The 20,021-nt window shown below is 71.7% G+C and carries 17 protein-coding genes; 11 read left to right on the top strand and 6 right to left on the bottom strand.

The window, feature by feature from the left end:
- The first annotated feature begins 20 nt into the window (after positions 1–20).
- From AC1DYN_RS04965 to AC1DYN_RS04955, 3 genes are read left to right on the top strand one after another with little or no spacing between them, the layout of a single operon-like run.
- Positions 21–707, top strand: a complete 687-nt coding sequence (locus AC1DYN_RS04965; RefSeq protein ID WP_477958000.1) for a hemerythrin domain-containing protein — start codon at positions 21–23, stop codon at positions 705–707.
- A 14-nt stretch (positions 708–721) separates the two neighbouring features.
- Entirely contained in the window at positions 722–1,627 is a 906-nt protein-coding gene (locus AC1DYN_RS04960) for a c-type cytochrome (RefSeq protein WP_477957999.1), read from the top strand.
- Between the two features lie 46 nt (positions 1,628–1,673).
- Positions 1,674–4,424 carry a carboxypeptidase regulatory-like domain-containing protein gene (locus tag AC1DYN_RS04955; protein WP_477957998.1) on the top strand — a complete coding sequence of 917 codons (2,751 nt, stop codon included), beginning with the start codon at positions 1,674–1,676 and terminating at the stop codon, positions 4,422–4,424.
- A gap of 6 nt (positions 4,425–4,430) precedes the next feature.
- Here the strand turns inward: AC1DYN_RS04955 and AC1DYN_RS04950 are convergent, their stop codons facing one another.
- The 5 genes from AC1DYN_RS04950 to AC1DYN_RS04930 form a co-directional block, all read right to left on the bottom strand.
- Positions 4,431–5,864 carry an HD domain-containing phosphohydrolase gene (locus AC1DYN_RS04950; protein WP_477957997.1) on the bottom strand — a complete coding sequence of 478 codons (1,434 nt, stop codon included), beginning with the start codon at positions 5,862–5,864 and terminating at the stop codon, positions 4,431–4,433.
- A 71-nt stretch (positions 5,865–5,935) separates the two neighbouring features.
- Positions 5,936–6,709, bottom strand: a complete 774-nt coding sequence (locus AC1DYN_RS04945) for an alpha/beta fold hydrolase (RefSeq protein ID WP_477957996.1) — start codon at positions 6,707–6,709, stop codon at positions 5,936–5,938.
- Between the two features lie 257 nt (positions 6,710–6,966).
- Positions 6,967–8,262: a 3-deoxy-D-manno-octulosonic acid transferase gene (locus AC1DYN_RS04940; protein ID WP_477957995.1), complete on the bottom strand. Its 1,296-nt coding sequence runs from the start codon at positions 8,260–8,262 to the stop codon at positions 6,967–6,969.
- Between the two features lie 4 nt (positions 8,263–8,266).
- Positions 8,267–9,238: a lipopolysaccharide heptosyltransferase I gene (gene waaC / locus AC1DYN_RS04935; RefSeq protein ID WP_477957994.1), complete on the bottom strand. Its 972-nt coding sequence runs from the start codon at positions 9,236–9,238 to the stop codon at positions 8,267–8,269.
- Between the two features lie 13 nt (positions 9,239–9,251).
- Positions 9,252–10,643 carry a phosphomannomutase/phosphoglucomutase gene (locus tag AC1DYN_RS04930; protein WP_477957993.1) on the bottom strand — a complete coding sequence of 464 codons (1,392 nt, stop codon included), beginning with the start codon at positions 10,641–10,643 and terminating at the stop codon, positions 9,252–9,254.
- A 137-nt stretch (positions 10,644–10,780) separates the two neighbouring features.
- Here AC1DYN_RS04930 and AC1DYN_RS04925 point away from each other — a divergent pair, with 137 nt between their 5' ends.
- The 5 genes from AC1DYN_RS04925 to AC1DYN_RS04905 all read left to right on the top strand — a co-directional run bounded on the left by AC1DYN_RS04925 (position 10,781) and on the right by AC1DYN_RS04905 (position 15,211).
- A complete protein-coding gene (locus AC1DYN_RS04925) occupies positions 10,781–12,289 on the top strand; it encodes a DNA-3-methyladenine glycosylase 2 family protein (RefSeq protein WP_477957992.1) in 1,509 nt (502 codons plus the stop codon).
- Positions 12,286–12,822 (top strand): methylated-DNA--[protein]-cysteine S-methyltransferase, encoded by a 537-nt coding sequence (locus tag AC1DYN_RS04920; protein ID WP_477957991.1) that lies wholly within the window; start codon positions 12,286–12,288, stop codon positions 12,820–12,822. Before AC1DYN_RS04925 ends, AC1DYN_RS04920 begins: the two co-directional genes overlap by 4 nt.
- Positions 12,819–13,712: a DMT family transporter gene (locus tag AC1DYN_RS04915; protein ID WP_477957990.1), complete on the top strand. Its 894-nt coding sequence runs from the start codon at positions 12,819–12,821 to the stop codon at positions 13,710–13,712. Before AC1DYN_RS04920 ends, AC1DYN_RS04915 begins: the two co-directional genes overlap by 4 nt.
- Positions 13,709–13,960: a hypothetical protein gene (locus tag AC1DYN_RS04910; RefSeq protein ID WP_477957989.1), complete on the top strand. Its 252-nt coding sequence runs from the start codon at positions 13,709–13,711 to the stop codon at positions 13,958–13,960. The genes AC1DYN_RS04915 and AC1DYN_RS04910 overlap by 4 nt, the downstream gene beginning before the upstream one ends.
- Positions 13,961–14,167: 207 nt before the next feature.
- Entirely contained in the window at positions 14,168–15,211 is a 1,044-nt protein-coding gene (locus AC1DYN_RS04905) for a type II toxin-antitoxin system HipA family toxin (protein WP_477957988.1), read from the top strand.
- A 54-nt stretch (positions 15,212–15,265) separates the two neighbouring features.
- On the opposite strand, the gene AC1DYN_RS04900 is transcribed toward AC1DYN_RS04905, so the two are convergent.
- The gene (locus tag AC1DYN_RS04900) at positions 15,266–17,149 is read right to left on the bottom strand and encodes a diguanylate cyclase domain-containing protein (protein ID WP_477957987.1); all 1,884 of its coding nucleotides are present in this window, start codon (positions 17,147–17,149) and stop codon (positions 15,266–15,268) included.
- Between the two features lie 59 nt (positions 17,150–17,208).
- Between AC1DYN_RS04900 and AC1DYN_RS04895 the strand changes: the two genes are divergently transcribed.
- The 3 genes from AC1DYN_RS04895 to AC1DYN_RS04885 all read left to right on the top strand — a co-directional run bounded on the left by AC1DYN_RS04895 (position 17,209) and on the right by AC1DYN_RS04885 (position 20,019).
- A complete protein-coding gene (locus AC1DYN_RS04895) occupies positions 17,209–18,351 on the top strand; it encodes an ATP-binding protein (protein ID WP_477957986.1) in 1,143 nt (380 codons plus the stop codon).
- 292 nt (positions 18,352–18,643) lie between these two features.
- The gene (locus tag AC1DYN_RS04890; protein WP_477957985.1) at positions 18,644–19,663 is read left to right on the top strand and encodes a GlxA family transcriptional regulator; all 1,020 of its coding nucleotides are present in this window, start codon (positions 18,644–18,646) and stop codon (positions 19,661–19,663) included.
- On the top strand, positions 19,660–20,019 hold the full coding sequence (locus AC1DYN_RS04885) for a hypothetical protein (RefSeq protein WP_477957984.1): 360 nt from the start codon (positions 19,660–19,662) through the stop codon (positions 20,017–20,019). The genes AC1DYN_RS04890 and AC1DYN_RS04885 overlap by 4 nt, the downstream gene beginning before the upstream one ends.
- Positions 20,020–20,021 lie beyond the last annotated feature (2 nt).

The following is a 20,021-nucleotide window of genomic DNA, read 5'->3' as shown; positions in this document are numbered from 1 at the left end:
ACACCCCGAGCCATCGCCCCATGACAGCCCTCGACACCGCCCACACCCCGCCCCGCTACGACCTGTACGCCCCGATCCACAAGGGGCTGCGCAGCTTCATGGCCGAGACGCTGCTGCGCGCCGGCCAGGTCGACGTGTTCGACGCGGCGGACCTGCAGCGCACGCTGGTGCAGGTCGATGACCTGCTCGACTTCTGCCTGGCCCACATCGAGCACGAGAACGACTTCGTGCATGCCGCGATCGAGGCCCGCCGGCCCGGCGGCGCGCAACGCACGGCCGACGAGCACGCAGGCCATCACGAGGCCATCGCCGCGCTGCGTGCCGACGTCGCCGCGCTGCAGCGGGCCGCGGCGCCGCTGCGCATGCCGCTGGCGCTGCGCCTGTACCGGCACCTGGCGCTGTTCGTCGCCGAGAACTTCCAGCACATGCACGTCGAGGAGACCGCCAACAACGCGGCGCTGTGGGCGCTGTACAGCGACGACGAGCTGCACGCCGTCCACGCTGCACTGCTGCAGTCGCTGACGCCGCTGGAGCGGCTGGAAAGCGTGCGCTGGATCGTGCCGGCCATGGCGCCGGTCGAGCGCGCCGGGATGCTGAACGACGCGAAGCAAGGCATGCCGCCCGAGGCCTTCGCCGGCGTCATCGCGCACATCCGCCCCCACCTCGACGCGCAGGCCTGGGACAAGCTCGCGCCCGCCATCGCCTGACCGGGAGCACCGACATGAACAAGTGGCTCAAACGCGGCGCCTTCGCGCTGACGGGGCTGGTGGCGGCGCTGGCCGGCGCGCTGGTGCTGGGCGCGCAGATGGGCGAGCGCAAGATGCAGCGGCGCATCGCGCTGCAGGTCGACGCGGTCGCGCTGCCGTCGGACGCGGCGGCGCTGGCGCGCGGCAGGTACCTCTACCTGTCGCGCGGCTGCACCGAATGCCATGGCGCCGACGGCGCCGGCAAGGACGTCGTCAACGACGGCAAGGGCATGCGGGTGCGCGCACCCGACATCACGCCGCGGCCCGGCGGCGCGACCGAGCGCTACACGGTGCAGGACTGGGTGCGCACCGTGCGCCACGGCGTCAAGCCCGATGGCCGGCCGGCCATCGTGATGCCGAGCGAGGACTACAACCGGCTCACCGACGCCGACCTGGGCGCGCTGATCGCGTACGTGAAGCAGATGCCGGCCGCGGACGGCGGGCCGGCGGTGATCGAGTTCCCGCTGCCGGTGAAGGCGCTGTACGCCGCCGGGATGATCCACGACGCGGCCGAGACCATCGACCATGCGCTGCCGTCGTCGCAGCCGATTCCGGAAGCGGCCACCGCGGCGCACGGTGGCTATGTCGCCAATGCCTGCATCGGCTGCCATGGCGCCGGCCTGTCGGGCGGCCGGATCCCCGGCGCGCCGCCCGAGTGGCCGGCCGCGGCCAACCTGACGCCGGGCCAGGGCAGCGCGATGGCGCACTACCCGGACGCCGAGGCCTTCGCCGCGATGCTGCGCAGCGGCCGGCGGCCGGACGGCAGCGCCGTCAGCCAGGTGATGCCGTTCGCGTCGCTGCAGGCGATGAACGACACCGACGTGCAGGCGCTGTACCTGCACTTGAAAGGCCTGGCACCGCGCGCCGCGGGACAACGCTGAGCCTGTTGAAACGATCCCCGGATTCACCTTCAAACCAGAGACACCCATGAAGAAACCCTTCACCCATTGGCTGGCTGCCTTGATCGGCAGCCTGGCCCTCGTCGCCTGCGGCGGCGGCGATTCGGGCAGCAACACGCCCCCTGCCAGCGCCAGCGTCACCGGCCACGTCGTCGACATGGACAGCGACACCCCGCTGGCCGGTGCCACCGTCAGCGCCGGCAGCGCCAGCACGCAGACCGCGGCCGACGGCAGCTTCACGCTGAACGGCCTGGCCGCGTCCGAGCGGCTGGCGGTGCAGGTCGAGGCCGCGCAGCACGGCCCGAACGCCGCCGTCGTCAAGCTGGCTTCCGGCAGCACTGCCGACATCCGCGTGCGCCTGCTCAAGCTGGCCGCGCCGCAGGCCTTCGACGCCGCCAGCGCCGCCACCATCGGCAATGCCGCCGGCACCGCGCAGGTCAGCCTGCCGGCCGCCGGCCTGGTCGACGCCGCCACCGGCGCCGCCGCGACCGGCACCGTGTCGGTCAGCGTCACCAGCGTCGACCCGGCGCGCGACCCCGAGCGCATGCCCGGCGGCTACACGACGCTGCAGGACGGCAACGTGCGCTCGATCGAGAGCTTCGGCGCCGTCAAGGTCGACCTGCGCGACGCCGCCGGCAAGCGCCTGAACCTGGCCCCCGGCAAGAGCGCGACGCTGCGCATCCCGCTGTCGACGCGCTCGCCGAACCCGCCGGCGACGCTGCCGCTGTGGCACTTCGACGAGGCCAGCGCGCGCTGGGTGCAGGAAGGCAGCGCCACGCTGACCGGCAGCGGCGCGAACCAGTACTACGAGGGCACGGTCACGCACTTCAGCTACTGGAACGCCGACCGGATCGCCGAGACGGTGGAGCTGGAAGGCTGCGTGCAGACCGCCGACGGCAAGCCGGCCGCCAACGTGATCGTCAGCAGCAGCGGCGTCGACTACTCGGGCCGCAACACCGCCATCACCGACAGCACCGGCCACTTCGTGATCCAGGTGCGCAAGGACTCGACCACCGGCGTGTGGGCGGCCACCGACAAGCTCGTCACCGCCATCCACGAGGTGACGATGCAAGGCGAGAACGGCGCGATGACCGAATGCATGGTGCTCGAGCCCGCCACCAGCGGCAACAAGCTGGCACCGAAGATGATGGGCAACCCGCGCAGCCAGACCATCGCGATCGGCGAGACGGCCTGGTTCTCGGCGACCGTCGAAGGCACGCAGCCGATGACGCTGCAGTGGCTGCGCAACGGCGAGCCGATCGCCGGTGCCACCGACGCCTGGCTGTGGATCACCGAAGCGACGCTGGCCGACAACGGCGCCGTCTACAGCCTGCGCGCGACCAACGCCGCCGGCACCATCACCAGCCTGACCGCGACGCTCACCGTCAGCGCGACGCCGATCCCGCCGACGCTGCTGGCGCAGCCGCAGGACCGCACGGTGAACAGCGGCGAGACCGCGGCCTTCTCGGTGGCCGCCAAGGGCAGTGCGCCGTTCAGCTACCAGTGGAAGCGCAACGGCCAGGCCATCGCCGGCGCCACGCAGGCCGGGTACGCGTTCACGGCGGCCGATGCCGACAACGGCGCGCAGTTCAGCGTCGAGGTCGGCAACGCCGGCGGCAAGGTGCAGAGCAGCGCGGCGACGCTGACGGTGGTGCCGGCGCAATCGGCGCCGGTGATCACGACCCAGCCGCAGGGCATCGTCGTCAACGTCGGCGGCACCGCGGCCTTTGCGGTGGAAGCGGTGGGCAGCGACCCGCTGTCGTACCAGTGGCAGCGCAACGGCGCCGACGTGGCCGGCGCGACCGGCCCGGTGCTGACGCTCGCCGGCGTGACCGCGGCCGATGACGGCGCGCAGTTCCGCGTGGTCGTCAAGAATGCCAAGGGCAGCGTGACCAGCGCGGCCGCGACGCTGACGGTCGGCCAGGCCAGCGAAGACCAGCAGGCCAAGCTGCTGGCGCTGATGATGACCTGGGCTCCGGGCCTCGAGGGCGCGGGCGCGCCGCTGCAGTTCGCCGACGACGACTTCAAGGTGCTGGCGCTGGGGGCGGTGTGTGCCGGCGGCACGGCGACGCTCAAGCTCGATGGCGCGGCCGCTCCGGCCGCGGGCACGACGCTGCCCACCGGCACGCACACGCTGGCCGCGCAGTTCAGCGGCTGCCAGACCGAATCGCTGTCGACCTACGACGGCGGCAGCAGCCTCGCCTACACCTTCGCCGACCTGGCGCACCGCGCCGGCTCCGGCCAGTCGACGACGACGGATTTCCGCGTCACCGCGACCGACATCAACGGCGCCGAGAAGACCAGCCGCGTGCAGGGCAATGCCAAGGTCGAGCTGGACGGCAGCCTGGTCGGCAACACCGAGACCAGCCAGCTGCGCTACATCCCGGCCAACGGGTTGACGGTGACCGACGTGGCGAGCCAGGCGGTCGCGACCTTCACCGGCGGCAACGCGCTGCTGAAGACGGTGATGACCGGCACGTCGCCGCAGCAGCTGCCGCAGCTGACGCGCCAGGAGTACGCGCAGCTGAGCTTCACGCGCGGCGGGGTCAGCTACGTGCTGGACGGCTTCTTCGAGCTGGACTTCGGCGGGCAAGGCCTGCCGAACGGCGGCAGCGGCACGGTGACGGTCAGCGGCAACGGCCAGGTGATCGGCCGCGTGCGCGGCACCGCCGGCGGGCTGGTGGTCGAGATCGTCAACGGCGGCTTGCTGGGCAGCCTGCCGCCGGCGCAGGCGCAGGCGGCGAAGGCCGTCGCACAGCAGTTGCGCCGGCGGTTCTGAGGGCCTTCACAGCAGGCCGGTGGTCAACGCCTTCAGCGTGGCCGCGGCCCGCGTGGTGCACTCGAGCTTGCGGAAGATGTTCTCCAGGTGGGCGCGCACGGTGCTCGGGCTGATGCCCAGCGTGCGCGCCGCCTCCTTGTTGCTCTCGCCGTGGCTGATGCGGCGCAGCACCTCGATCTCGCGGCCGGTGAGCTGCGTGGGAGTCTCGGCGTCGCGGGATGCGGCGACCGGACCATCCCCCATCGCGGCGACCACGGCCGGATCGAAGCAGCCGCGCTCGGCACCGCGCTGCAGTTCGCGCATCGCGTCGGGCAGCGACAGCGCTGCCCGCCCCGGCCGCTCGGTCTGCAGCATCACGCCGTGCGTGGCCGCGGCCAGCACGCGCGCCTCGAGGCCGATCGCGACGCCCGATGCATTGCGGAAGAAGCCCGAGCCGTCGAGCCGTTCGTCGGCATACGACGCGAGCTCGGCCTCGCCGGCCAGGCTGCCGATGCGCCGCGCGGCGCGCGCCGTCCAGTAAGGCACCAGGCGCAGGCGCTCCATCGCGGCCTCGCTGGGCGGGCCGGGCTGGTTCCAGATCGCGTTCGGCACCGCCGCGCGTCCCATGCCGTGGATCAGTGCCGCGCGGTACAGCCGCTGCTGCGCGGGGGCCGGCAGGCCCAGGCGCGCAGCGCAGGCGGCGGCCACGTCGGCGACGCGGCGCGAGAAGCCGGTGAGCCAGGGCAGCTTCAGGTCGATCACGTCGGCGACCAGCTCCAGCGAGGTGCTGCCGCCGGTGGCCGCGGGTGCGTCGTCGACGCAGGCCGGGGTTTGCTCCAGCGTGTGCAGCCAGTCGGCGGCATGGCGCCGCGCGGCGTCGACCAGTTCCACCGGGTAGTGCTTGCCCGCGCGTGCGGCCAGGTAGCTGAGCGCGCGCTGCAGGTCGTAGACGCGGCTGAAGATCTCGAGGTCGCTGGCGGCGTTGACGAGCAGCACCTCGATCGGGATGTCGGGCGCGCGCAGGCCGTTGGGCGTGCCGCTGCCGTCGAGGTGTTCGAAGATGCGGCGCAGCGGCAGCTCGACGGCGGCCGGCATGCCCAGCGTGCGGGCGACGTCGCCGGAGACCTCGCAGTGGATCTGCGCGAGCGGGGCGATCGAGCCGGTCAGGTGGGCCGGCAGGCCGGCGGCGAGCATGGCCTCGCGGCCGCCGACGTCGTCGCCCATCAGCTCGGAGAACTCCGGCGCGTTCGCGGTGCAGCCGGACCAGCGCAGCAGCGACACGTAGGCGGCGTTGGAGCAGACCTCGGCCTCGCAGCCGAGCGCGGCCGCCAGCTGCGCGGCGATCCACGCGGTGCGGGCGGAGTGGTCGATCGGCTGGCCCATGCTGAGGTCGCCGACGAAGGCGAGTGCCTTGACGGCATCGAAGACCTGGACCTGGGAGGAGGGAGACGGCAGCGACATGGACGGACTCGACAATGGCAACGGGCGGTGCGCACGGCCGGCGGCAGCGCGCACCGCCCATCATGCCGCGCTTACCTGGCGGCCTGCACCGCGTCGAGGATCACCGCGGCCACCTTGGCCGGCTGCGACTGCTGCGGCACGTGGCTGCTGTTCACGCTGCTGACCTTGGCGTTGATCGCCTTGGCCATCGCGCGCTGCTGCTCGGGCACGATCATGTGGTCGGCGTCGGCCACCAGGTACCACGACGGCTTCTGCTTCCACGCGGCGACCGACACCTTCTGCTCGAAGGCCTTCGAGAAGATCGGTCCTTGCGTGGCGGTCATCACCGCGGTGGCGGCGGCCGGCAGGTCCTGCGCGAAATGCTTGCTCATGCCTTCCTGCGTCAGCGACAGGAAGCCGGACGCATCGGCCACCAGGTGGGCCAGGCCGGCACCGGGCGCGAAGCCTTTGCCGACGTCGCCGACCGACTGGCCGGCATCGGGCGCGAAGGCGGCGACGTAGACCAGGCCCGAGACCTTGGGGTTGTCGCCGGCTTCGGTGATGACCATGCCGCCCCACGAATGGCCGACCAGCACCACCTTGCCGGGCTGCGCTTCGATGGCACGCTTCGCGGCGGCCACGTCGTCGGCCAGCGAGGTCAGCGGGTTCTGCACCGACACCACGTGCACGCCCTTGGCCTGCAGCAGCGGGATGACCTTGGCGAAGTCGGAGCCGTCGGCGAAGGCGCCGTGGACGATCACGACGCTGGGCTTGGCGGTGTCCGGCGCGGCCGGCGTGGCGGCTGCGGCCGAGGCGGAAACGATGGAGGCGGTGAGGCCGAGGGTGGCCAGCTTGATGAAGTTCATGATGTTCTCCGGTGGGTCAGTGAGTTGTCGGAGCCCAGACTGTCGTCTCGCGGGAGGATTCGGGCCATTGGACGAATATCCGATGAGGATGTTGGCCCCCCAGTCGTCGCTGCGCTCCTCCTGCCCCCGAGGGGCGCCACGCCTGGGCCCGGCAAAGCCGGATCCCGGCGCGTTGCTTGATGGGTCGCTTCGCTGCGCTTGCTTCGTCCCGGCTTGGCATCCGGGCTACATCGCTCAGGGCGAGCGGGGCGTTGGCGTCAGGCCGGCAACCACTTGAGGAGATGCTGCGCCATGCGCGCCGCCGCGCCGCGATGCGCCGCCGCGAAGGCCCGCGCCTGCGCGGCGCGCTGCTCGCGCTGCGGGCTGCCCAGCAGCGTGCACGCCGTCTCGACCCCCTCGGCCATGTCCGCCACCCGCAGCGCCGCGCCGGCCGCCAGCGACAGCTCGGCCGCCTGCGCGAAGTTGAAGGTGTGCGGCCCCATCACGACCGGGCAGCCGCAAGCCGCGGCCTCGATCAGGTTCTGCCCCCCCAGCGGGGCAAAGCTGCCGCCGAGCAGCGCGACGTCGGCCGCCGCGTAGTACAGCGGCATCTCGCGCATCGAGTCGCCCAGCCACACGTCGGCCCGCAAGGCCTCGTCCGGCAGCGTGTCGCCCCAGCTGCTGCGCCGCGCGAGCGACAGCCCGGCCCCCTGCACCAGCGCCGCGACCTCGTCGAAGCGCTGCGGATGGCGCGGCACGATCACCAGCAGCGGCCGGTCGGCGGCCGGACGCTTCGCCCACTCGGCCAGCAGCATCGCCTCCTCGCCCTCGCGCATCACCGCCGCCAGCAGCACCGGCCGCGCCAGCGCGTGGCGCCACGCCTGCCCGCGCGCCAGCAGCGCCGGGTCGAGCGCCATGTCGAACTTGAGGTTGCCGCAGACCACCACGTCGCGCGCGCCCGACGCGCGCAGGCGCTGCGCATCGGCCTCGGTCTGCGCCAGCACCAGCGTGATCGCCTCGACCGCCGGCTTCAGCACCGCCGCCAGGCGCTGCCCCTGGCGCTGGCTCTTCTCGCTCAGCCGCGCGTTCGCCAGCACCATCGGCACGCCCGTGCCCTGCGCCCGGCGCAACAGGTTGGGCCAGATCTCGGTCTCCATCAGCACGCCGACCCGCGGCCTGAACTGCTCGAAGAAGCGCTGTACCACGCCCGGCGTGTCGTAGGGCAGCCAGGCCTGCACGTCGCCGTCGCGCAGCAGCGCCTGCCCGGCCTCGCGCCCGGTGGCCGTGCCGTGCGTCAGCAGCAGCCGCAGGCCCGGCCGCTCGGCGCGCAGCGTGTCGATCAATGCCGATGCCGCCCGCGTCTCGCCCAGCGACACCGCATGCACCCAGACGTCGCCCGACCAGCGCTCGCCGCGGTAGTCGCCCAGCCGCTCGCGGACACGGTGCCGGTACAGCGGCTCGGCACGCCCGCGCAGCCACAGCCGCACCAGGTAGACCGGCTTCAGCGAGCGCAGCAGGCCCGAGTAGGCCTGCCGCGCCAACCATTGCCGCCACGTGCCCTGGGACTGTCTCACGACGTCATCCACGCGCTGCGGTCCGCACGACCTGCCAGGTGGCCCACACCAGGTCGACCTCGGGCGTCGGCGCGCGCTCCACCGACACCTGGTGCCGGTGCCCATGCGCGATCTGCGGGCCGGTGCGCCATGCGGTCGCGAAGTTGTACAGCTGCACGTGCGGCAGCCCCAGCGCCACCGCGATGTGGCTGAGCCCGCTGTCGACGCCGATCACGCCCTGCGTGGCCGCCATGCGGTCGACCAGCGCGTCGAGCGACATCGCCGGCCACACCTCGGCGTTCGCGCCCAGCGCCTGCTGCAGCCGCTGCGCGCGCGCCAGCTCGGCCGCGCCGGCATGCGGCAGCGCGATGCGGTAGCCCGACGAGATGCAGCGCTTGCCGAAATCGATCCAGTGGTTCTCGGGCCAGAGCTTGTCGTCGCGCGAGCTGCCGTGCACGAACACCAGCGTCGGCAAGGGCAGCGGCACCACGTCGGCGCGCAGCCCGAACTGCGGCGCGCCCTGCACGGTGTAGTTCAGCGCCAGGCCCGCGAGCTTGCGCRAGCGGTCCAGCGCATGCACGTGCGGCTCCATCGCGATCGGCTGGTCGATCAGCCAGCGCGCCGGCCACTCGAAGCCCGACCCGTCGGTGCGGTTGCCCAGGCCGAAGCTCGGGCCGTCGGCCAGCCGCGCCACCAGCGCCGATTTCGTCAGGCCCTGCAGGTCGAGCACCGCGTCGTAGCGGTGGCGCCCGAGCTGCTCGCGGAACGTGCGCCACTCGGCGCGCACCGCGCGCGTCCACCAGGCGCGGCGCCAGCGCCGCTGCGCGCACTCGATCACGCCATCGATACCGTGGACGCGCCGCACCAGCGGCGCGAATCCCGGCTCGACCACCCAGTCGACCTGCGCATTGCGGTAGACCGCGCGGATGTCGTGGACGACGGGCATCGCGTGCACCACGTCGCCCAACGACGACAGCTTGACGATCAGGACACGCACGAAGGCAGCGCGTTCAGTGCGCGGCGGCAGCGATCTTCGCGTCGGGCTTGGCCACGCGCAGCGCCGCCATGAAGTCGCGCTCGATGCGGTGCAGCGCTTCTTCGGTGTGGCCCTCGAAACGCAGCACCAGCACCGGCGTCGTGTTGGACGAGCGGATCAGCCCGAAGCCGTCGTCGTATTCGGCGCGCAGGCCGTCGATCGTGATGATCTCCTTGGCGCCGGGGAACTTCGCCTCGTCCAGCAGCTTCTGCACCACCACCTTCGGCTCGCCCTCGGCGCACGGCACGTTCAGCTCGGGCGTGCTGAAGCTGGTGGGCAACTCGTTGAGCACCTTGCTCGGGTTCTTGCCGCGCGACAGGATCTCCAGCAGGCGCGCCGCCGTGTAGGTGGCGTCGTCGAAGCCGTACCAGCGCTCGCCGAAGAAGATGTGGCCGCTCATCTCGCCGGCCAGCGGCGCCTTCAGCTCCTTCATCTTCGCCTTCACGAGCGAGTGGCCGGTCTTCCACATCAGCGGCTTGCCGCCGGCAGCACGGATCGCGGGTGCCAGGCGCTGGGTGCACTTGACGTCGAAGATGATGGTGCCGCCCCGGTTGCGCGTCAGCACGTCGGTGGCGAACAGCATCAGCTGGCGGTCCGGGTAGATGATGCTGCCGTCCTTGGTGACCACGCCCAGGCGGTCGCCGTCGCCGTCGAACGCGAGGCCGAGCTCGGCATCGGTCTCCTTCACGGTGCGGATCAGGTCGGCCAGGTTCTCGGGCTTGCTCGGGTCCGGGTGGTGGTTCGGGAAGTCGCCGTCGACCTCGGAGTACAGCTCGGTCACGTCGCAACCCAGCGCGCGCAGGATGCCCGGAGCGGAGGCGCCGGGGATGCCGTTGCCCGAGTCGACCACGATCTTCATCCTGCGGGCCAGCTTGCAGTCGCCGACGATGCGGGCGCGGTATTCGGCCAGCACGTCCATCGCGCCGGTGCGGCCCGTGGCCGTCGTGTAGTTCTCGGATTCCATGCGGATGCGCAGCGCCTGGATCTCGTCGCCGTAGATCGCGCGCCCGGCCAGCACCATCTTGAAGCCGTTGTAGTCCTTCGGGTTGTGGCTGCCGGTGACCTGGATGCCGCTGTTGCAGCCGTGCTTGCCGCGCGTGGCGGCCACGTAGTAGAGCATCGGGGTCGTCACCGCGCCCAGGTCGACGACGTCGAGGCCGGTCGACGCGAGGCCGCGGATCAGCGCCGCCACCAGCCCCGGCCCCGACAGGCGCCCGTCGCGCCCGACGGCGACCGCCTTCTCGCCCGCCTTCACCGCCTCGCTGCCGAAGGCGCGGCCCAGGTGTTCCGCGAAGGCTTCGTCGATGGTCTTGCCGACGATGCCGCGGATGTCATAGGCCTTGAAGTTGGAAGCGGTGACTTGCATGCAGATTCTCCTGGAGAGTGGGGGATTGTAGAGAGCGCCAGCCCATGCAGGCTTCAGGCCAACCGGGGCCCGCCGGCCCCATCGCGACATGTCCGGAAACGGCGAGTCTTCTGCAGCCAGGGTTCGATAATGAGGCCATGTCACACATCGACCCCGATGCCGCCTACCTGGCACTGAAGGCCCGCGACGCCCGCTTCGACGGCCGCTGGTTCGTCGGCGTCACGTCCACCGGCATTTATTGCCGACCGATTTGCCGCGTGCGCACGCCGCGCCGCGAGAACTGCGTGTTCTTCGACACGCCGGCACAGGCCGAGGCCGCCACCTTCCGGCCGTGCATGAAGTGCCGCCCCGAGGTGGCCCCGGGCCCGGGCCTCGCCTGGACGGTGATGGATGCCTCGCGCACGCTGGCCCGCCAGGCCGCGCACTGGCTCGACCATGCGGCAGGCGAGGAAGAAACACCGTCGATCGCCGACCTGGCCGCGCACCTGGGCGTCAGCGACCGCCACCTGCGCCGCATCTTCGCCGCCGAGCACGGCGTGACGCCGCTGCAGTACGTGCAGACGCGCCGGCTGCTGCTCGCCAAGCAGCTGCTCACCGACACGCGGCTGCCGGTGGCGCAGGTCGCGCTGGCCAGCGGCTTTCGCAGCCTGCGCCGCTTCAACCAGGCCTTCGCCGACAGCTACCGCATGAGCCCGACGCGGCTGCGCGGCGATGCGGCCGTCGACACGCAGTTCACCGACGACGCGGTCTCGGTGTCGCTCGGCTTTCGCTCGCCGTACGACACGGCGGCGATGCTGCGCTTCCTGGCCGCGCGTGCGGTGCCGGGCGTCGAGGCGGTCGCCGCGATGCAGGTGCGGCGCAGCGTGCGCGCCGGCGTGCTGGGCCCCGAGGCGGGCTGGCTGGAGGCGCAGTTCATCGCCGAGACACCCACCCGCCCGGCCCACCTGCGGCTGCGCTACGCGGCCAGCCTCGCGCCGCACAGCGGGCGCGTCGTGATGGCGGTGCGGCGCTGGCTCGACCTCGATGCCGCGCCGCAGACCATCGACGAAGCGTTGCACGACCTGCCCGGCGCGCCTGGGCTGCGCCTGCCCGGCAGCCTCGACGCGTTCGAGATGGCGGTGCGCGCGGTGCTGGGCCAGCAGGTCACCGTGGCCGCGGCCCGCACGCTGGCGCGCCGGCTGATCGAGCGCTTCGGCGAGCCGATCGCGACGCCGTGGGACGAGGTGGTGCGCTGCTTCCCGTCGCCGGCGGTGCTGGCAGCGGCGCCGGTCGAGCGCATCGCCGAGCTCGGCATCATCCGCAGCCGCACCGGCGCGATCCAGGCGCTGGCGAATGCCTGGCCCGAGCTGTCGCGCCTGCTGGCGCTGCCGCACCGGCCCGAGGCGCTGATGACGGCGCTGAACGACCTGCCCGGCATCGGCCCGTGGACGGCGCACTACCTCGCGATGCGCGCGCTCGGCTGGCCCGATGCCTTCCCGCCGAAGGACATTGCGGTGCTGAACGCGATGAAGGCCTTGTTCGGCACGCAGAACCAGCGCGAAGCCGACGCCCGTGCCGAGGCCTGGCGGCCCTGGCGCTCCTATGCGGTGCTCAGGCTGTGGAACAGCCTCGCACCTTCCTCGTCCCCGACCGGAGAACCGACATGAACACGACCTCCTCCACCCTGTCGCGCCGCCTGCAGGCCGTCTGCACCGCCCAGGCCGGCTTCGATTCGCCGCTCGGCCCGATGCTGCTCGCGCGCACCGCCACCGGCGTGGCCGGCATGTGGTTCGAAGGCCAGAAGGCGCACCCGGGCGAGCTGCCTGCGGTGCCGCACGACCCGCACGACCCGCTGCTGAAAGAGGCCGCGCAGCAGCTGCAGGATTACTTCGCCGGCCGGCGCGAGCAGTTCGACCTGCCGCTGGACCTGCAGGGCACGCCGTTCCAGCAGATCGTCTGGCAGGCGCTGCTGCGCATCCCGCCGGGCGGCACGCGCACCTATGCGGCGATCGCGCGCGAGGTCGGCGCGCCGCTGGCGGTGCGCGCGGTCGGCGCGGCGGTCGGACGCAACCCGGTGTCGGTGATCGTGCCGTGCCACCGCGTGCTGGGGCACGACGGCAGCCTGACGGGCTATGCCGGCGGCCTGCACCGCAAGCAGGCGCTGCTGGAGATGGAAGGCGTGCTGGAGGCCACCTCTTGAAGCGCGCCGACACGATCGAGCTGACCGGGCTGGCCGCCATCTGGGGCGCCTCATTCCTCTTCATGCGCATGGGCGCGGCCGAGTTCGGCCCGGTCGCGCTGGCCGCCGTGCGGGTGTGGGGCGCCACGCTGTTCCTGCTGCCGCTGCTCGCGCTGCGCGGCCAGACCGGTGCGCTGCGCACGCACTGGCGGCCGATCTTCATCGTCGGCATCACCAACTCGGCCCTGCCCTTCCTGTGCTTCAGCTATGCGGCACTGTCGATCACGGCCGGGCTGTCGTCGATCTTCAACGCGTCGACACCCTTGTTCGGCGCGCTGATCGCATGGCTGTGGCTGAAGGACAGGCTCACGCCGTCGCGCACGCTCGGGCTAGCGATCGGCTTCCTCGGCGTGCTGTGGCTGGCCTGGGACAAGGCGAGCTTCAAGCCCGGCGCGAGCAGCGGCTGGGCGGTGCTCGCGTGCCTGGCGGCCACGCTGTTGTATGGCTTCTCGGGCAGCTTCACGAAGCGCTTCCTGACCGGCGTGCCACCGCTCGCGGTGGCCACCGGCAGCCAGCTGTCGTCGGCGCTGCTGCTGGCCGTGCCGGCGGTGCTGTGGTGGCCGTCGGGGATGCCGTCGGTCACCGCCTGGTCGGCGGCGGCCCTGCTCGCGGTCGGCTGCACCGGCGTCGCCTACATCCTGTTCTTCCGGTTGATCGCGCACATCGGCCCGGCCAATGCGCTGTCGGTGACCTTCCTGATCCCGGTGTTCGCGGTGCTGTGGGGCTGGATGTTCCTGCACGAAGGCCTCACGGCGCAGATGCTGGTGGGCTGCGCGGTGATCCTGCTGGGCACCAGCCTGACGACCGGCATCCTGAAGCTGCCCGCCTACTTTTCCAGACATTCCGCTTGAGCCGGTTGACGGTGGCGGCGGCCGAGGGCAAGTCCGACACGCGGCTGTCGTCGATGGTCGCGCTGTTCGACGAGCTGGGCTACGTGCTGCTGCCGGTGCCCAAGCCGCTGCTGGCCAAGACGGCAGCCTTCATCAACAACCAGGGGCAGTCGGTGTCGCTGCCGGCCGGCGTCAGCGCGCCGCTGGGCGTCGGGCAGCAGGCCTTCCTGGAGGCTGCGGCGTCGGGGGATGGCGACGAGCTGTCATGAGCAGGATCGCCGGCCCCATCACGATGGCCGAGCTGCGGCTGCACGTGCCGGATGCCGCGCATCCGCGCCGGGTCGGCTGGCTGTCCCAGGTCGGCGACAACATCCGCGTGTCGTTCGAGGACGGCTACGCGGGCGACACCGCACGGCCGACGCTGTCGCAGCTGTACCGGGGCGGACGAGGCGCAGACGCGCGCGATCCTCGCCGCGGTGAACGACGAGCGGYTGGTGCGCATCGGCCGGCTGCCGGTGTTCTTCGAGAACCTGCTGCCCGAGGGCCACAACCGCGACCGGCTGGCCGAGCGGCGCGGCGTCGCCCGCGAGGACGAGTTCGAACTGCTGGCCGCCGCCGGCCATGACCTGCCCGGCGCGCTGGAGGTGCTGCCGGCGCACGACGTGCCCTCGGCCGTCGTCGAGTTGCATGCGACGAAGCGGCTCGAGCCGCTGGAACCGTCGGCCGTGGCAGCGCCGATCGACGACGGCTTCTCACTCGGTGGCTTCGTCACCAAGTTCTCGATGGTGAACCGCGGCCGGCGCTACGTGGTGCGCAGCGGCACCGAGGCCGGCGAACTGCTGGCCAAGCTGCCGTCCACACAGTACCCCGACCTGGTGCACAACGAGGCCGCCGGCGTGCGCACCGCGGGCGCGACGGCCCGGCCGATCGCCGAACTGGACCTGCCGGGCGTCGCGCTGCCGTTCACGCACTACCTGCACGTGCCGCGCTTCGACCGGCGGCGCCTGCTGGACGGGCGCACGCAGCGCATCCACTTCGAGGAGCTGGCGCAGGCCCTGGGCATCGACAGCCGCCGCAAGGTCCGCGACCTGCCGGCCGCGATGCGGGCCCTGCTGGTGCTGCTGAAGCAGTCGCCGGCGGGCGACGTGCGCGAGCTCGACGAGGTGTTCCGGCGCTGGACCGCCTATGCGCTGATGGGCAACACCGATGCGCACACGAAGAACTGGGCGTTGCTGTACGAGGACGGCGTGCACCCGCGGCTCGCGCCGGCCTACGACATGGTGTGCGTGGCGGCGTACTTCGATCCGGCCGACCCGCGCGCGCTGGCGCAGAACCGGCACATGGACGAATCGCTGAAGGCCTGGAACGAGGACGCCGCCGAGGCGCTGGCCAAGGCGGCGGGGCTGCTGGCGTTCAACCGGTTCCGGCGCGTCGTGCGCGAGACGCGCGAACGGGCGCGAGAGTTGTGGCCGGCGCTGCTGGCGGACGCGCCGGCGCGCGTGGCGGCGACGATCAGGTAGCGCTTGGCGTGACCGGGCCCCGGATGGGCATCCGGGACAGCGACGCAAACGCGCTCAGGTCAGCTCGGCAGCCGGCTCCTCGCGATGTACCGACACCCGGTGCTTGCCGGCCCGCTTGGACACATACATCGCATGGTCGGCGCGGCCCATCAGCGTGTCGGGGTCGCTGCCGTGTTCCGGGCCGATGGCCACCCCGATGCTGGCGCCGACCCTCGCGCTGCCGCCCTGCGGCAGGTGGATCGGCTGCTCGATGGCCTGCAGCACGCGGCGCAGCACCAGGTCGACCTCGCGCACGTCCTGGATGCCGCCCAGGGCCAGCGCGAACTCGTCGCCGCCGAAGCGCGCGACGACGTCGTTGGCCCGGATGCAGCCCTGCAGCCGCTTCGCGACCTCGCGCAGCACCGCATCGCCGGCGTCGTGCCCATGCGCGTCGTTGACGGCCTTGAAACCGTCCAGGTCGAGGTAGCACACGGCGGTCATCTGGCGGCGCCGGTCGGCATCGGCCAGGATGTAGACCAGCCGCTCCGAGAACGACACGCGGTTCGGCAGACCGGTCATCGCATCGTGCAAGGCCAGGTGGCGCGCGTGCGCCTCGCTGTCCTTGATGGCGGTGATGTCGGTCATCGACCACAGCGATTCGTCGCCCGACACCGCGGCGCCGCCGAGGTCGATCCAGATCGCGTGGCCGTCCTTGTGGCGCATGCGCAGCTGCTCGCGGAAGCGGCCCCCCGACTGCAGCAGCGGGTAGGCGCGCTGCCCGATGTCGTCGAACGACGCGTCGTCCAGGTAGAGGATGCGCGCCGATTCGCCGACCAGTTCATCCGGCTCGTAGCCGAAGATGCGGTCGAGTGCCCGGTTCTTCCACAGCATCCGGCGGTTCTTCAGCTTGGCCATGCCGACGACTTCGTTGTCGAGCATCACGCTCTGCTCCTGCGCCAGGCGGGCGATCTCGCGGCGCGCGCGGATCTGCCGGCGCTGCTGCTGGAACAGCTGGGCCGAGAAGCCGGCGATGGTCAGCACCGCCAGCGACAGCAGCAGGACCATCTGCCAGACCTCGCGGTACCAGCTGGCGAGGAAATCGCGCGCGCTGAGGCCGGCGAACACCCGCAGCGCGTGGCCGGGCACGCGCTGGTAGGCGGTGTAGCGCTCGATGCCGTCGAGCGCGGTGGGCGTGAGGTAGGCGCCCTTCTCCGGATTGGCCGCGATGCGGCGGATCATCTCGTCGGACACGGTGGTCGAGCCGAGGTTCTTCTCCTGCGCGCCGTCGATGACGGAGTAGCGCGTGACCAGCCGCAGGCCCGGCGAGCGCAGCGAGATCGCGCCCGCACTGCCCAGCGCGATGCGGTTGAAGCGCTCGGCGTAGTGCTCGCTGGACAGGTTGGTGAAGACGACACCGGCGAACGAGCCATCGACCCGTTGCAGCCGGCGCGCCACCGCGATGCCCCATTTGGGGACGATGCGGCCCTGGATGGGTTCGGAGACCACCATGCCGTCGCTGTCCTTCGCCTGGCGGAAGTAGTCGCGGTCGGAGAGGTCGATGGCGCCGCCCTGCCCCGGCCCGAAGCGGACGGCGCCGCTCGCGTCCGCGATGCCGATCACGTCGACCTGCGGCAGCAGCGAACGCTGCTCGCTGAGGCTGGTCTCGATCTCGGCGCGCCCCGCCGGCGTGGACGCATCGACGGACCGGAAGCGCAACGCCACCGTCGACAGCGCGTTGTCCAGCTGCTTCAGCTCGGCGCCGATCTCCATCGCCAGGCCGTTGGCCAGGTTCTCGACCGATTCCTTGGCGCGCGCCTCTTCGGAGGCCCGCCCGGCGCGCAGCGCCAGCACGGCGGCCAGCACGAGCACGAGCAGGATCGCCACGTTGCCGGCCACCAGGGCGAACGCCAGCCTGCGCAGCTGGAAGGCGTCGGGACGGGCTGGGGCTGTCGAGAACATGACGCCAGCGTTATCGTCCTTTCCAGACAAAGATCAAGGGCTCGGGCGCAAAATGGGGTGTGCGCCTGTCCAGCTTCATCACCGCGAACGCCGATGCCATCCTCGTCGACTGGGTCGCCTTCGCTCGCAGGCAGCTGCCGGCCGCAACGGGCATGGACGAAGCAGCGCTGCTCGACCACGGCAAGCTGATCCTGGCCGAGATCGCGGCCGACATGGAGCGGCCCGAGAACGACGAAGAACGCCAGGCCAAGTCGGAAGGCCAGGCCGCGCAGCCTTCGACCGCCCCCAACCTGCCTTCCGGCAGCCATGCCCGCCAGCGGGAACGCCAGGGATTCGCGCTCGAGCAGATGATCGCGGAGTACCGTGCGCTGCGTGCCACCGTGTTGCGCCAGTGGCACCCGTCCTCCGGCGGGGACCGGGTCCAGGACCTGGAGGACATGACCCGCTTCAACGAGGCCATCGACCAGGCGGTGGCCGAATCGGTGACCATCTTCGCGGCCGAGGTCGACAAGACCCGCGACCTGTTCCTGGGCATGCTGGGGCACGACCTGCGCGGGCCGCTCAGCACCATCGTCAGCTGCGCGAGCCTGGAGTTGCGGCGTTGGCCGGACGACCCGCGGCAGGCCGCGATGATCCTGCGCAGCGCCGGGCAGATGAAGGCCCTGCTGAACGACATGGTCGAGTACACCCGGCACCGGCTCGGATCCGGCCTCACGATCGACCCGGCACCACTGGCACTGGACCACTTTGCACGCAACACGCTGGACGAGATCGATGCCATCAGCTCCGGGCGCATCCTGCAACTCGAGGTGCGTGGCGACATGCAGGGTGAATGGGATGCAAGGCGCCTGCACCAGGCCTTGTCCAACCTGGTCTTCAACGCGTTGAAGTACGGCCATCCGAGTTCCGCGATCCGCATCACGCTCGATGGCGACGACACGCAGGAGGTGGTGCTGGCGGTGCAGAACAGCGGCAAGCCGATCCCGCCCGAACTGCTGCCCTCGCTCTTCGACCCGCTCGTGCGCGCCGGGGGCGACGACGGCCACGCGGATTCGCAGGTGGCCGGTGCCAGCCTGGGCCTGGGCTTGTACGTGGTGCGCGAGATTGCCGGTGCGCACGGCGGAACGGTCGAGGTCACCTCCGACGCGTCGGCCACGCGCTTCGAGCTTCGGCTGCCGCGCTTCTGCGTGCGGTCGGCGTAAAACGTCAGCCGGACGACGAGGCCGTCTTCCTGGAGCGCCTCGCGCGCGCTTCCAATATCGTTCTCCTGAGTGCGCGTGGCCCGACACGGGATCGCTGGCCGCCGAGGCCGACTGCAGGCATCGGTTAAGGCCAATGCGGCCTCCATTCCCGCCAAGGAAAGCAAAGATGCGAGAAATTGCACAGTCGCATTCCACACTGGGCGGTGAAGATAGGTTCGTTACGAACAGCAACAATGTTGGGACAGGGAGCAAAAAAAGAATGGAAGCCATCTCTGATGTGCGATGCATCGCCATGCTCGTGCCGGACGGATCGAGCATCGTGGGCGTGGCCGGACCGGCCGAAGTGTTCACCGTCGCCAATGCGCTGCTGGCGCGCGCGGGCCGCCCACCGGCCTACCGCGTCGCCTGCCTCTCGCGCGCAGGGGGCTGGGTCGGCACCTCGTCGGGGCTGGCGCTGCAGACCCAGCCGCTGGACTCCATCGCGCCCGCGGCCATCGACACGCTGCTGGTGTGCGGCGGCCCGGAGATCGGCACGGCGCTGCGCGATGCGGCGCTGACCGGCTGGATCACCCATGTCGCGCCGAGGGCCAGGCGCGCCGGCTCGATCGGCACCGGCTCGTTCCTGCTGGCCGCGACGGGCCTGCTGGACGGCAGGCGCAGCGTCACGCAGGCCGGCTATGGCGACGATTTCAGGGCACGCTTTCCGCGCGTGCAGGTGGACGACGAGCCGATCTACGTGCAGTCGGGCAAGTACTGGATGGCGGCCGGCATGACGGCCGGCATCGACATGGCGCTGGCGCTGGTGCGCGCCGACCTGGGGTCGCAGCTCGGGCTGGACGTGGCACGCACGCTGGTCGTGTTCATGGCGCGTTCGGGCAGCCAGGCGCAGCGCAGCAGCCTGCTGACGCTGCAGGAGCGGGTGGCGCAGCGCGGTGCCGACAGCCTGCTGACCGACCTGCTGGGCTGGGTGGCGGCGCGGCTGAGCCAGCCCATCACGGTGGGCGACATGGCCGGGCGCGCCGGCATGAGCCCGCGCAACTTCGCCCGCTTCTTCGTGCGCAGCACCGGGCAGACGCCGGCCAAGGTGGTGGAGCAGCTGCGCGTCGAGCGCGCCTGTCACCTGCTGGAGTCGTCGGCGGTGTCGATCAAGGCGATCGCGGCGCAGACCGGTTTCGTCGACGACGAGCGCATGCGCCGCGCCTTCGTCCGCCAGCTCGGCTGCACGCCGGCCGACTACCGCGCGCGCCTGCGCCAGGTGCGACGGGCCGCGGACCTTCGGCATGAAACCCAGGCGCAAGGAGAACCCGCATGATCGAGTGGCTGATCTGGTTGGGCAGTTCGGTGGTGTTCACGGCGGCCGGCGTGGCCACCGGCTGGCACCTGGGACGCTCGCGCGAGATGAAGCGCGTGTCGCAGCGCGTGGCCATCGTGCTGGGGCAGGTGGAACGCCGGCACAGGAAGGAGCTGGACCGCTTTCACACCACGTTCGCGAAGCAGGCCCGCGAGCTGAAGGAAGCGCGCGTGAAGCAGGGGCTGCGCGAGGCGGCCGACAAGCTGGCGCAGGCCCAGGCCCATGCCCGTTCGACGGGGCGATCGGCGCCGCTGTCGCGCAAGGCCGCCGAGCGTGCCTTCGCGACCACGCGGCCGATGCGCTACACCAGCAACTGACG

The sequence above is a fragment of the Rhizobacter sp. P2_D12 genome, from assembly GCF_056404395.1.
This window is presented reverse-complemented; position numbering and strand designations above follow the sequence as displayed.

Coding starts and splice junctions, on each gene's coding strand:
- AC1DYN_RS04965 (WP_477958000.1), top strand. CDS start 21: ATGACAGCCCTCGACACCGCCCACACCCCGCCCCGCTACGACCTGTAC.
- AC1DYN_RS04960 (WP_477957999.1), top strand. CDS start 722: ATGAACAAGTGGCTCAAACGCGGCGCCTTCGCGCTGACGGGGCTGGTG.
- AC1DYN_RS04955 (WP_477957998.1), top strand. CDS start 1,674: ATGAAGAAACCCTTCACCCATTGGCTGGCTGCCTTGATCGGCAGCCTG.
- AC1DYN_RS04950 (WP_477957997.1), bottom strand. CDS start 5,864: ATGTCGCTGCCGTCTCCCTCCTCCCAGGTCCAGGTCTTCGATGCCGTC.
- AC1DYN_RS04945 (WP_477957996.1), bottom strand. CDS start 6,709: ATGAACTTCATCAAGCTGGCCACCCTCGGCCTCACCGCCTCCATCGTT.
- AC1DYN_RS04930 (WP_477957993.1), bottom strand. CDS start 10,643: ATGCAAGTCACCGCTTCCAACTTCAAGGCCTATGACATCCGCGGCATC.
- AC1DYN_RS04925 (WP_477957992.1), top strand. CDS start 10,781: ATGTCACACATCGACCCCGATGCCGCCTACCTGGCACTGAAGGCCCGC.
- AC1DYN_RS04920 (WP_477957991.1), top strand. CDS start 12,286: ATGAACACGACCTCCTCCACCCTGTCGCGCCGCCTGCAGGCCGTCTGC.
- AC1DYN_RS04900 (WP_477957987.1), bottom strand. CDS start 17,149: ATGTTCTCGACAGCCCCAGCCCGTCCCGACGCCTTCCAGCTGCGCAGG.
- AC1DYN_RS04890 (WP_477957985.1), top strand. CDS start 18,644: ATGCTCGTGCCGGACGGATCGAGCATCGTGGGCGTGGCCGGACCGGCC.
- AC1DYN_RS04885 (WP_477957984.1), top strand. CDS start 19,660: ATGATCGAGTGGCTGATCTGGTTGGGCAGTTCGGTGGTGTTCACGGCG.